The sequence below is a fragment of the Paenibacillus sp. 05T425 genome, assembly GCF_056396205.1.
In genome coordinates this window covers 498,548-510,435 of sequence record NZ_JBFTLA010000002.1, presented here as the reverse complement: position 1 = coordinate 510,435, position 11,888 = coordinate 498,548, and the positions used below count along the sequence as shown (strand labels likewise).

14 protein-coding genes are annotated in these 11,888 nt (G+C 50.2%); 4 read left to right on the top strand and 10 right to left on the bottom strand.

Going from position 1 to position 11,888, the window contains the following annotated elements; translation table 11 throughout:
• Positions 1–4 precede the first annotated feature (4 nt).
• The 3 genes from AC1DF0_RS06075 to hisC all read right to left on the bottom strand — a co-directional run bounded on the left by AC1DF0_RS06075 (position 5) and on the right by hisC (position 2,242).
• On the bottom strand, positions 5–610 hold the full coding sequence (locus AC1DF0_RS06075) for a TetR/AcrR family transcriptional regulator (RefSeq protein WP_477573372.1): 606 nt from the start codon (positions 608–610) through the stop codon (positions 5–7).
• Between the two features lie 136 nt (positions 611–746).
• On the bottom strand, positions 747–1,181 hold the full coding sequence (locus AC1DF0_RS06070; RefSeq protein ID WP_477573371.1) for a hypothetical protein: 435 nt from the start codon (positions 1,179–1,181) through the stop codon (positions 747–749).
• Entirely contained in the window at positions 1,181–2,242 is a 1,062-nt protein-coding gene (gene hisC / locus AC1DF0_RS06065; RefSeq protein ID WP_477573370.1) for a histidinol-phosphate transaminase, read from the bottom strand. The genes AC1DF0_RS06070 and hisC overlap by 1 nt, the downstream gene beginning before the upstream one ends.
• A 182-nt stretch (positions 2,243–2,424) precedes the next feature.
• Here hisC and AC1DF0_RS06060 point away from each other — a divergent pair, with 182 nt between their 5' ends.
• Positions 2,425–2,865 carry a hypothetical protein gene (locus AC1DF0_RS06060; protein ID WP_442052727.1) on the top strand — a complete coding sequence of 147 codons (441 nt, stop codon included), beginning with the start codon at positions 2,425–2,427 and terminating at the stop codon, positions 2,863–2,865.
• Between the two features lie 53 nt (positions 2,866–2,918).
• Here the strand turns inward: AC1DF0_RS06060 and AC1DF0_RS06055 are convergent, their stop codons facing one another.
• The 6 genes from AC1DF0_RS06055 to AC1DF0_RS06030 form a co-directional block, all read right to left on the bottom strand.
• The gene (locus AC1DF0_RS06055; protein ID WP_477573369.1) at positions 2,919–3,371 is read right to left on the bottom strand and encodes a VanZ family protein; all 453 of its coding nucleotides are present in this window, start codon (positions 3,369–3,371) and stop codon (positions 2,919–2,921) included.
• A gap of 11 nt (positions 3,372–3,382) precedes the next feature.
• Complete coding sequence (locus AC1DF0_RS06050; protein WP_442052729.1) at positions 3,383–4,117, bottom strand: metallophosphoesterase family protein; 735 nt, start codon at positions 4,115–4,117, stop codon at positions 3,383–3,385.
• The gene (locus tag AC1DF0_RS06045) at positions 4,114–4,617 is read right to left on the bottom strand and encodes a GNAT family N-acetyltransferase (RefSeq protein WP_442052730.1); all 504 of its coding nucleotides are present in this window, start codon (positions 4,615–4,617) and stop codon (positions 4,114–4,116) included. The genes AC1DF0_RS06050 and AC1DF0_RS06045 overlap by 4 nt, the downstream gene beginning before the upstream one ends.
• A 19-nt stretch (positions 4,618–4,636) precedes the next feature.
• The gene (locus AC1DF0_RS06040; protein WP_477573368.1) at positions 4,637–5,053 is read right to left on the bottom strand and encodes a hypothetical protein; all 417 of its coding nucleotides are present in this window, start codon (positions 5,051–5,053) and stop codon (positions 4,637–4,639) included.
• On the bottom strand, positions 5,047–5,676 hold the full coding sequence (gene mobA, locus AC1DF0_RS06035; protein ID WP_477573367.1) for a molybdenum cofactor guanylyltransferase: 630 nt from the start codon (positions 5,674–5,676) through the stop codon (positions 5,047–5,049). The genes AC1DF0_RS06040 and mobA overlap by 7 nt, the downstream gene beginning before the upstream one ends.
• A gap of 282 nt (positions 5,677–5,958) precedes the next feature.
• A complete protein-coding gene (locus AC1DF0_RS06030; protein ID WP_477573366.1) occupies positions 5,959–7,632 on the bottom strand; it encodes a glutamine--tRNA ligase/YqeY domain fusion protein in 1,674 nt (557 codons plus the stop codon).
• Between the two features lie 686 nt (positions 7,633–8,318).
• On the opposite strand from AC1DF0_RS06030, the gene AC1DF0_RS06025 reads away from it, so the two are divergent.
• Genes AC1DF0_RS06025 through AC1DF0_RS06015 form a run of 3 tightly spaced genes read left to right on the top strand, consistent with a single transcriptional unit; the run spans position 8,319 to position 11,435 of the window.
• Positions 8,319–9,557 carry a hypothetical protein gene (locus tag AC1DF0_RS06025; protein ID WP_477573365.1) on the top strand — a complete coding sequence of 413 codons (1,239 nt, stop codon included), beginning with the start codon at positions 8,319–8,321 and terminating at the stop codon, positions 9,555–9,557.
• 7 nt (positions 9,558–9,564) lie between these two features.
• Positions 9,565–10,311, top strand: a complete 747-nt coding sequence (locus AC1DF0_RS06020) for a glycosyltransferase family 2 protein (RefSeq protein ID WP_442050087.1) — start codon at positions 9,565–9,567, stop codon at positions 10,309–10,311.
• Positions 10,308–11,435 carry a glycosyltransferase family 4 protein gene (locus AC1DF0_RS06015; protein WP_442050088.1) on the top strand — a complete coding sequence of 376 codons (1,128 nt, stop codon included), beginning with the start codon at positions 10,308–10,310 and terminating at the stop codon, positions 11,433–11,435. Before AC1DF0_RS06020 ends, AC1DF0_RS06015 begins: the two co-directional genes overlap by 4 nt.
• On the opposite strand, the gene AC1DF0_RS06010 is transcribed toward AC1DF0_RS06015, so the two are convergent.
• Complete coding sequence (locus tag AC1DF0_RS06010; protein ID WP_442050089.1) at positions 11,407–11,817, bottom strand: hypothetical protein; 411 nt, start codon at positions 11,815–11,817, stop codon at positions 11,407–11,409. The two genes, AC1DF0_RS06015 and AC1DF0_RS06010, sit on opposite strands and share 29 nt — an antisense overlap.
• Between the last annotated feature and the right edge of the window lie 71 nt (positions 11,818–11,888).

Sequence of the window (11,888 nt, the reverse complement as noted above, 5' to 3'; positions counted from 1 at the left end):
CCATTCATCCTTCCTTGTTGTTAAGTGTCCATAGCTGCCAGAGTGATTCCCATAAAAGCTGCTTGCGCTGCTTGAACAATGTGCTGTCATAAATCTGATATTCCACCAGCAAGCCGTCAACGAAAGCATATAGCTCAGCGACCATTCGCTCTTCATCGCGATCGGCAAGAATGCCTTCTACATTCCCTTGGCGAATAATTTCAATAATCCGCTCCGACAATTGATCCTCATATTGAAGAAAGGCAGCCTGTAATTGTTCGCGCAAATGCCGCGGCGGCACAACCATCGTTCGCTTCAGAAACGCTTGACCGCTCGACAGGTGGGCAAAGTCGGAGAAGAAGTCGAATATGCGATAAAGCTTGCGTTCGACCGGTTCATCCCGAAGCTGCAGCAAGAGTGTGTTGTAATGCTCCCACTCCTCATCGATTACCTGCTGCGTAAGCCCAAGAAAAAGCTGCTCCTTCGACTTGAAATGCGCGTAGATGGAAGGCGTCTTGATGCCGACCTCCTTCGCAATCTGAGACATCGACGCACCTTCATAGCCGGATTCCGTGAAATGCGTAAGGGCAGCCAGCTTAATCTTCTCCGGCGTCGTTAAGTTATCATCCATGCCATCACTCCGTTCGACTAACGTTCGTTACCTAACGAACGTTAGGGATCACTATATAATAGTACAGTAGATTCGATAAGTCAAAAAAAAAGAGCCCAATCGGCTCCTTCTCAGGCTTCCGATTAGACTCTTAGTGTTACACATCATTCGATTTTAATTTACGGGAAAAGAACAAGATGCCATTGACGATCATCCCCGCCGCCGTACCGCAGACGACCGATACGAGATTCAGGATAAAGAAGAAAAACATCGCCAATCCATCGCCGATCTCGCCCCCGCCCTCCGGCAGCAGGCCCGATATGGCAAACCCGATTACAAGGTTCAAAGGAATCCACAGCAGCACAATGAATACGGGAAAGTACCAGTGCCTGCTACGGAACAGCCAAATAATCGGAACAGCAAATATTGCGGCTAACAGCAGGCAAATGATGTAGCTATACTCGATAACAAATGCGGAGTAATAGGATGCGACGTACACCGCATTCGTGACAAGCGCGAAGGCGACGCTGAGCAGCGAAGCATTCCGCGCCGAACGTTTGAACCATGCATACTTATCGCTTATTTCCTCCATTACACGGCCACGATTTCCTTAATAGCCTTCAGGAAAGCATCCATTTCCTCATCTGTTCCAATACTGATTCGCAAGTACTCATCGATGCGCGGCTGCGCAAAGTAACGGACAAGCACGCCTTTGTCGCGAAGCTGTTGGAAGATCGACACGGCAGGCTTGTCAGGGTAAGAAGCGAATACGAAGTTTGCTTTCGAGTCTGTAACCTTGAATCCAAGCGCAGCAAGCTCGCCCGCTACGCGGTCACGCGTACGAATAACTTTCTCCGTCGTCTCACGGAAATAAGCATCATCCTGGAACGCCGCTATCGCTCCAGCTAGAGCAAGCCTGTCCATTGTATAGGAGTTGAATGAGTTTTTGATCCGATTCAGCCCATCAATAAGCTCCTCGCTGCCGAAAGCAAAGCCAACACGAAGTCCTGCGAGCGAGCGCGACTTCGAAAGCGTCTGTACGACGAGCAAATTCGGATACTGCGGGATTAGGTTAATCGCAGATTCGCCGCCGAAGTCGATGTAGGCTTCGTCGATAATGACCGCTTGGTTCGGATTGCTGTCCAGCACCGTGCGGATATCGTCCAGCGACATCAGCTTGGCGGTTGGCGCGTTCGGATTCGGCAGGATAACGCCACCGTTCTCCTTCGCATAATCGGCTGGATGAATCGTGAACGAATCATCAAGAGGAATGAGCTCCGATTGCAGCCCGTACAGCTTCGCGTACACCTTATAGAAGCTGTACGTAATGTCAGGATACAAAATCGTCTTCGCCGGATCAAAGAAAGCTGCAAAAGCGAACGCCAAAATCTCGTCCGAGCCGTTGCCCGCGAATACCTGACTTGCCGGCAGCTTGTAATAGTCCGCGACCGCTCCTATTAAAGCTTCGCAGGTCGGGTCCGGGTACAATCTCAAATCATCGCCTGCCGCCGCTTGAATAGCCTCGATAACTCTCGGAGAAGGCGGATACGGATTTTCATTCGTGTTCAGCTTAATATACGTTTTATCTTTCGGCTGCTCGCCTGGTACATAAGGAACCAGCGAAGCCGTTAATGGACTCCAAAATTTGCTCACAGAACAACATTCCTTTCAACTTCTGAATAGGTTTGATTTTATTATCTTATAACTATTAATCGATATATTTGATACAAACGGTGTATATATACCGATCGTTTTTCCGCAAGTGCAGTACGTTTCACGTTTTGTTAAAAGAGAGAGAAAACAAAATGATGCGCGGGAGTGGGAAAAATGAAATCATGGTACAGGAGTATATACTGTCCACCGCTCATTCCGAAGAAGTGGAAAGCTTGATTGAACAAAGTAAATCCTGGCGCGAGAACATCGAAACAACGCAATTTCCAGCTATCGAATCAGGCAACGATGAGCTCGCGATGCAAATATTACAAGACACGGTAACACCTATCGGAAGAGAACCCAGCACAGGCTTTGACGAGCTCGCTGCCAAACGGGAATTACAGACGCAAGAGGCGAGCCAATCCGTCCTGCACCACGGCAAGACGCTGGAGCTCATAATTGTCATCATCGCCGCTGTCGCCATCGTGCTCGGCATTCTGCTCGCTATTATGATGTCCGGCATGATAGTTGGACCTGTCCTTAAGATTGCAACGCGGATCCGAATGATATCCGAGGGCGATCTTCGCGGGGATGTATTAATATATTCAAGCTTGCGTATGTAGATAACGCAGATTACAGGCCGGCCGGCGAGGTATTCGTTGGCCGGCTTCTTTATTCACCTTTTTTTGTAAACAAAAAGCATAATGTGCGTAAAGATCAGCCCGAGCAGCGCGCCAACCGTATTTAAGATAATATCGTCGACGTCGAAGCTGCCCACATGTGTAAGCATTTGAATAAGCTCGATAATCGCAATCCATGCAATCGTGAAAGCGGCAAGTCTAATCGGATTCCGATATTTGACGCGTAAGAGCGGAGCGAAGATGCCAATAGGAATGAATAATACAATATTGCCGAAAATATTAGTGAACCAAATGTTCCAATTCATATGATTGCGGTAATAAATATAATTTTTGATCGTATGGAGCGGAACGATATTGTATGAATAGCCGGCTCCGTAGAAGCGATCGCGATAAAGCAATAAATGGAACATAATAAAAACATAGATAAGTGCGGCAACCGTTAGCATCAGGTTAAATAGGATGCTTTTGCTGTAAGCCTTCTTGTACACGTTGCTTCGGATCACCTCGCAGCCGTGTTATTTTTCGGTTTGCCTCGCACCATATAGGTTCTAAAATCATTTCTGCCTCGAATCTCGAGACCATTCAGCTGATAGCCGTTCGAGCAGCCGCCGTCAATGCCGATCTTTCCGTCGCCGAACCAAATGTCAGACTTGCCGTGAATATCCCTCGTCTTCGTATGGCCGAAAACAACCGTCTTGCCGACACGCGTCGGTTGCTTGATGAACGGCTCTTTAATGTAAAGAAAGTCACGCTCCGGCTGCTCCTTCCAATTGTCGAAGGCCGGGTTCAATCCCGCGTGGACGTAAATGAAATGTTCATCCTCGTGGTAGAGCGGCAAGCTGTCTAGGAAATCAAGATGATGCGTATAAGATTGCTTCACGGTCGCTTTCATTTGGGACAGCAGCTTATCCAAGGAAGAATGGCCTACCTCTGCGTAGCTCTCTGCCGTTTGGCGTCCGCCATGACCCGTGAACTTATGTAATGCCTGCTCGCTTCTCTCCAGCACCACATCAACGAAACGCTCGTCGTGGTTGCCCTTGATTGCGATCGCGCCGTCATCCTTCACCAGCTTGATGACCTGCTCCACGACCTCCCGGCTGTTCGGCCCCCGATCGACAAAATCGCCAAGCAGCAGCAATTGATCCTCGCCCGGCTTGTAGCTCATAAGCGCGAGCAGCTCGTTCAATGCCCCATGGCAGCCATGAATATCGCTAATGACTAATTTACGCTTCATATTCTTCTCCCCATAATCGCAAGATCACGCTCGACCCCGTCCAGTTCGGCCACCTTGGGAAGCAATCCCCACTCAGCGAAGCCGAACTTACGCAGCAAGGATAAGCTCGGTTCATTATGTCCGAATACGAATCCAAGCAGCGTGCGGATGCCGAGGCGCGGGCTCTCTTCTATCGCTTTGGCAAGCAATATCGAACCTATTCCCATCGAGCGGTATTCTTCCGCAATATAGATGCTGATTTCTGCCGTTGCCTGGTAGGCGGGTCTGCCATAAAACGATTGGAAGCTGAACCATGCTGCGAGTTGTCCATCAATTAGAAGCACCCACATCGGCCGCGACTCCGGCGAGTGCTCCTCGAACCACTTCTGCTTGCTCTGGACGGTTGCCTCCTCCAGATCAGCCGTAACCATCCGGCTCGCGACGGTAGAGTTATAAATCTCGACGATACGCGGCAGGTCGCCGGGCTGCGCATCGACTATTTCGTATTGAAAGCTTTTCATTGTGTTCACCTCGTACATGTTATCCCGTGATGTTATTTGTCGCTGCTTTTCTTGAAAGGCTGCGCCTCGCAAGTCTTCCACCTAAGTATGTGAAGAGGATAATGGACGCGTCGTACGTTAAATTAATTAGCAATTGATCACTATAAGTATCTTGCAGCTGATTAATCGTCCCGATCAAATGATATGCGGATATAATAATGCCGAGCAGTAGACTTTGATTGGGAATACCTCGACGTGCAAGTTTGAACGTATAATAACCTGCCGCGAATGTAGCCAGTATGCTGATTAGAAATTCAAACTTCCATTCATTATTGGGCAATAAATCGAATAGGCCATCTGTAAAGACAGCAATAAGAATGTATCCAAATACAATAGTTGAAATAACATAAATCAGTAAGCCAATTGATAGCGCTTTGAAATCGAAAGACTTCAGCAAGAAGGTCGCTCCTCTAGCTCGGAGATATAACGCGCGTATGCCTCCGGCGTATTCATATTCGTGAAAGCGATCGACGCTTCTTCTATCGTCGGCGTGACTTCAATCCTTGGCAATGCCTCCAACAGGCGCATGAACCGGTAATCGCCGCGCTGTAGAGCCTCTTCCGCTTGTACATGCAGACTTGCTTCATAAAATGCATGCATCGGCTGACCGGAGGCGTGTATTACACCCGCTCCCTCGCCGAATGACCAAAGCCTGTCTCGCAGCTTCTCCAGCAGCGGCAGTGAGATCGTCGGCATATCGCATGCAACGACGAACACCCAACCTGTATCGATGCTTGCCAGCCCGGCATGCAGACCCGAGAGCGGACCGCAGCCCGGGTAACGGTCGTAAGCAAAGCTTGTTTGCGGGCCGAGCTCAGCCAATGCGGTTTGGTATGATTGCTCCCGATTAGGCGCGCCTGCCGCAACCGTCACTTTCATCCCGAGTGCGGCAAGCTGCTTAACGAGAAGATAGAGCAACGGCTTCCCGTTGATTGGCAGGAGCGCCTTATCCGTCCCCATCCGCGAGCTCTGGCCGCCAGCAAGAACGAGGCCATGCAATTGCAGCGCTTTATGACTCATATGCGCCCCTCTCTACAATTTGTTACTGACACCCTGCTAACGGACACTAAAATCCTTATTCGCTCAGAAAACGATTATTTGTTGTCCTTGCGGACATAGAAGTACTTAATAGTTGTTAACCACAGTGAATTTGCTTTGATTCGAGCAAATAAAGACTGTGGTGTCCGTAACCATACAATAATGGCCGAATTCATAGGTTATAAGGGCTAACATGTCCGTTAGCATGGCGAAAATAACACAGCCTGCTTCGCAAATATGCTCGGCAGGCTGCAATGTGTCGTATTAAGCTTTAGTCGGGTCGAAGGAGCTTTTCAAGGAAACGATACGGTTGAAGGCCAGCTTCTCCGGCGTCGTGTCCTTCGGATCGACATTGAAATAGCCGTGGCGGAAAAACTGGAACTTGTCGCCGCCCGTCGCATCCTTCATATTCGGCTCAACAAAGCCTTGCAGCACTTCAAGCGAATTCGGATTGATACATTCGAGGAACGGCTTTCCTTCCTCTTCGGCTTCGTTCGTAATAAGCGGCTCATAGAGACGGAAATCGGCTGCAACCGCTTGTGATGCCTCCACCCAGTGAATGGTGCCCTTCACTTTGCGCTCATTGAAGCCGGAACCGCTCTTCGTGCGCGGATCATACGTGCAACGAAGCTCGATTAAATTGCCGTCAGCGTCCTTGATCGCCTCTTGGCATGTAATGAAGTACGCGTGCTTGAGACGCACCTCGTTGCCAGGGAACAGACGGAAGTATTTGCTCGGCGGATTTTCCATAAAATCGTCTTGCTCAATATAAATTTCGCGGGAGAACGGAATTTGGCGTTCGCCCATCGCTTCATTCTCACTGTTGTTCTCTGCCGTCAGCAGCTCCGTTTGCCCTTCCGGGTAATTCGTGATGACGACTTTAAGCGGCTTAAGGACCGCCATCGTGCGAAGCGCCTTGAGCTTCAGGTCTTCGCGGATGAAGTGCTCCAGATTGCGCTCATCGACAATGCTGTTGCTCTTCGCCACGCCGATCTCGCGGCAGAACGCCCGAAGCGATTCCGGAGTATAGCCTTTGCGGCGAAGTCCGCTGATCGTCGGCATGCGCGGATCGTCCCAGCCGACAACGACACCTTCGTCTACCAGTTGCTTCAGCTTGCGCTTGCTCATTACGGTGTTCGTCACGTTCAGACGGGCGAACTCGTATTGATGAGGCGTCGCTTCCATCTCGCATTCGGCAATCGCCCAATCATAGAGCGGACGGTGATCTTCGAACTCTAGCGTACAGATGGAGTGTGTTATGCCTTCGATCGCATCGCTGATCGGATGCGCGTAGTCGTACATCGGGTAGATGCACCATGCGTCGCCCGTGCGGTGGTGATGGGCGTGCGCGATGCGGTACAAGACAGGATCGCGAAGCGTAATGTTTGGCGAAGCCATGTCGATCTTGGCGCGAAGCACTTTCTCGCCGTCTTTGAACTCGCCAGCGCGCATACGCGCGAACTGATCGAGATTCTCTTCTACGCTGCGGCTGCGATACGGGCTTTCCTTGCCCGGCTCGGTCAGCGTTCCGCGATACTCGCGCATTTCCTCGGCTGTCAGCTCGCAGACGTAAGCTTTTCCTTTTTTGATCAGAAGCACTGCGCGATTGTACAGCTCCTCGAAGTAGTCCGACGCAAAGCGAAGCTCGTCCCACTCGAAGCCCAGCCAACGCACATCCTCTTGAATCGATTCTACGTATTCCGTGTCTTCCTTAAGCGGATTCGTATCGTCGAAACGAAGATTCGTTTTGCCTTTGAATTCATCGGCAAGCTCGAAGTTCAAACAAATTGATTTCGCATGTCCGATATGCAAATAGCCGTTCGGCTCAGGGGGAAAGCGTGTGACGATTTCCTGTACGCGGCCGCTCTTTAAATCTTCGACTACGATGTTTTTAATAAAATTTGAGGATGATGACTTCGATTCCACTGCGTTTTCCATCACGACCAACCTTTCCCTCGGAGAATATATATCCTACTATAATACACAAATTTCAGAGAAATTATAATCCCATCTATTAACGCAGCAATTCGAAGAGGTGCGACCGCGCTTCAGAGGTAGATGGGATTGCCAAATGGAATCACGTACCGCTTCATCGTTCCATCAGATGAACCCTCACTATTCCAATGTGGAAAGGTCTTGCGACCGCGTTTCAAATTTAGTGTGCCTTGCCAATTGACCAAGCCTTGAATTGCTAACGCAAATCAAACCGCACTTGGCCAATGTGGTAATCCAATCTCTCTATCGAAGTCAATAAGTAGACGAGCGACCGCGCTTCAGCGATAATTGCCTTTTGGGAAACTAAATAGGCTATCTTACTATCCAAACCCTGATTAGTTTGATTTCGGGACGCTATTGAGACGTTTTTGAGGAAATCCGAGCAATAGGTGAGTTTAAGAGCCCGAAACGCCACTATTGATGCACATACGGAAGCAGCACTCGATTTAGCTTCCTATAATGACGCTAATGACAGACTAAATAGGGGGCTGAGATGACCAAGCTGACATAAATCTATTTGCATTCCCTCCCCGACTCGCGCATACCTTTCATAAAGCGCACATCAAGCCTATGTACGGAAGTGGAATTCGAATGCCCCATCTCTCTTAAGATCGGATGGTGAATCGACCTTGACGGCTTCTGTTCTCGTTATTTTTCCGGACGGCGATTGGCAGCAGTTCTCCCCGCTCTATCAACAACTGCTGCTCGGCCATACGAGTCAGCACCGAACGTATATCGTTACCGACCGAACAGCCGCCGATTATCCGGCTCATGCTGTCCTTATCCCGCTGCATCAGCTTCATACAATTCCCTGGAAAACAGCGATTACGATCGTCATGAACCCGTACTGGCTTCACACCGCCCTTGCATGGTCCCCCCATCGGATTATCGTCTTGGATCATTTCCCGTTAGAAGCGGAGAGCGCACTACTGTCGAAATGCCGCAAGCTGCTATGTGCAGCAGGACATCTGGTCATCACGAATAACGAGCTCTACTACCTGGAGCAATCGTTCCAAAGAGAAGATGTTTTCTTGCTGGATGGAAGCGACGAGGTGAGCGATTTGTTCGCGCGGCAAGCTTTCAGCTGGACAATCGGGGATTATATGGCGAGACCCCTCGTTCGGCTGCAGCAGCGATTCATTGCAGAGAGATATGCGAAATCGATCCAATCAAAGCTCGAAAACAGTGCCAGTGCCCCCGTCAAGGCGAGTGAGCTTTTTTTTCATGCCGTATTTCGTTATTTGGCTGATGATCCTAGCAAGTCGGAGGAAGAGCTTCTGCAAGCGTTTCAGCTGGCCATATTGGAAGGCAATAAAGATGCTCTGACTGACTACTACCGTTTCCTATCTGCGATTCAGCTCAAGCACGGAGATACGTGGTCTGCTATTCAATCCTATAGCTACTCGGCCGTGTCGGACGAAGATCGTCAGAAGGCTTATCTAATGGATGATTGGCTGCAGGAAGGCAAAGAGACGCTTGCCAAAGCATTGCTCTATCGGCTCAATGATGACTATCGGCAAGCCGTGCACCTATTGGAGCCGCAGGCAAGCAGTGAACCGGTCGCCCGTAATCTGCTTATTGAGGCTTATATTCAGATTGGGCGTTTGGGAGCGGCCATGGAACATATGGAGAAGCTTTCGATTCGTTCGATCGAGGAGCAGCAGCAATATGAATTGCTGAACGGGACTTATCTAATGATGCTGCAAGGCCGCAGGCATGATGCGATTCACGCTTGGTTGGCGGCGGCGGAGAGCCGGGTCGAGGCGATTGGCAGCATCCTTGAGCTAAGCGAGCTGGATAACGCCATTCTTATGCTCGCTGGAGCAGGAGCGGAAGCAAGAACCGAAGCCGAGAGCAGAGGGGAGTGAATCTACGATGGGAGAAGGTCGAATTTGGCGGCGCCGAACAAGCGGCAATAAATTAACTGCAATCATGCAGGTGCGCAACGAGCAAGGCCGCTATTTGGAAGCGGTGCTCGGAGAGCTATCCAGCTTCGTCGACGGGATCGTTATTGTAGATGATGCCAGCACGGACGATACGTATGACATTTGCCGCTCCTTCGATAAGGTGGAGAAGCTTGTACGGCTGGAAGAGCCTCTCTTCGAGCAGGAATGGAAACTCCGGTCGCGGCTGTGGCAGGAAGCTGCCGATACCGAGCCAGATTGGGTGCTTTCCGTCGACGCCGATGAAATCTACGAGCAGCGTGCCAAAAAACAAATTCGCAGCCTCATCGATCAGGATCGGTACGATTGGGTTGCTTTTCGCATGTTCGATATGTGGGGTTCGCTTACGCATTACCGCGAGGATGAATGGTGGAATCTGCATAAACGCCATTCCATGACGCTTGTCCGTTACATGCCGGGGTATCCATACAGCTATCCGCAATGGGAGCATCACGTACCGCGCCTCCCTCTTAGCTGCGCAGCATTGCAAGGTGTCGCTACCGAGCTTCGCGTCAAGCATCTCGGCTGGGCGGGAAGCGAGGAGGAACGCAAGGCGAAGTACGAGCGCTATAAGCAATACGACCCGTATGGCAAATGGGGCAGCCTGGCGCACTATGAATCGATACTCGATCCGAAGCCGAATCTTATACGTTGGCGCGAGGAGGTAGATATAGGTTGAAGCAGACATCGGTTACGATATTGACACACAGCTTTCTTGACGGGTATACGCAAAATATTTCCCGACCGTTCGGCGGCGGACTGGAGCGGTATATTCTCTCCCTATGCCGCGTCATTGCCGCGATGGGTCTTCAGCCTATCGTCTATCAGCTATCCTACTTCGGAAGCTTCGACTCCGAATACGAGAGCATTCCCGTTCGCGGCTGGACTTATGACACGGAGCGGATAGGCGCTGCCTTCGAGACGATGGCCGCCGCGGCCGAGGGACTTATTATTTATGCGAGCTGTATATGGCAGCCCATTCGTTACCGTCCCGGAAGCATCGGCATCTGCCACGGCATTAGCTGGGATCGGCAAGCAATGCCACATCAAGCGAAGCTTGAGCTCGCCTCTGTGATTAATAACGCCGTCTCGCAATTGGATGTGGTCGTGTCTGTGGACTCGCAATTTTTAACCTACTGCCGGTCGGTATGCGAATTTATAGATTCAAGACGCATCCCCCTATTGCCCAATTCGGTGGATACGTCTTGGTTCACGCCTCCAACCGACAAGGATGAGGCGGGCGGACAAATGCTCCGCATCCTCTATCCAAGGAGGCTTAGCTTTGAGAGAGGTATCGTCCCGATGATGCTGCTCGCCGATTCGATTCTTCGCGATTATCCGAATGTGATTATCGAGTTCGCAGGCGAGCTCGTAGAGAATACACCAGTCGCGGCCGCCTTCCGGCTTTGGCGTGATGCTCATCTCCATCAGGCTCGAATCGAACAACGGGTATACGACTTCGATGATGTACGCAGCGCCTATATCAACGCAGATATAGCCGTCATACCGACAATTTATTCTGAAGGAACGTCGCTCGCATGCCTAGAAGCGATGAGCTGCGGACTTCCTGTCGTCGCCAGCAATGTAGGCGGGCTTAACGATATTGTGATCGATGGGCTGAATGGTCGCAAGACGCCTCCAAGCTCCGCTTCGCTTGAGGCTGCGGTTCGTTCATTGTTGGACAATAAGGAGGAACGGCTTCGAATGGGCCGCATGGCGAGACAGACTGCTTTATCGTTCGACCACGGCAAGTGGGAAGCGGCATGGACGGCCATTATTGCGGAGCAGCTTGCCGATCATTGAACAGGAAGCGCCTAATGCACGTATAGATGACAAAGTAGATGATGGCATTGATAACGGCAGATATGAGAAAAAGGATTGCGCCGCTGTAAAGAATATTTTGTCCGTTCATTTCGTCTATGAAGAAGAGCATAATAAATAGCGCCGCTGCAGCAATGTGCAGCACCAACTTAATGAAGATCGCGTACAACCGTTCCGACTTGACCATCATATGAATGACAAATGATACGGGAGCGCCTAACAATGCCGTTCCGATGAAGCAATAAATAACGACAATAAATATAGCTGGAAGAACAAAAAACATAAGAGAAATAATGAAGGCACTTAAAAGCGAAGACGTAAAAATGGATAGGAGTATGCTGACAAACGTATACAATGGCTTCACTAAAAACCACTCCCTCTTTGCTCGCTCTGCGGCTGCGGATTACTTCCATCCTAGCGGTTGAAAGAGGGATT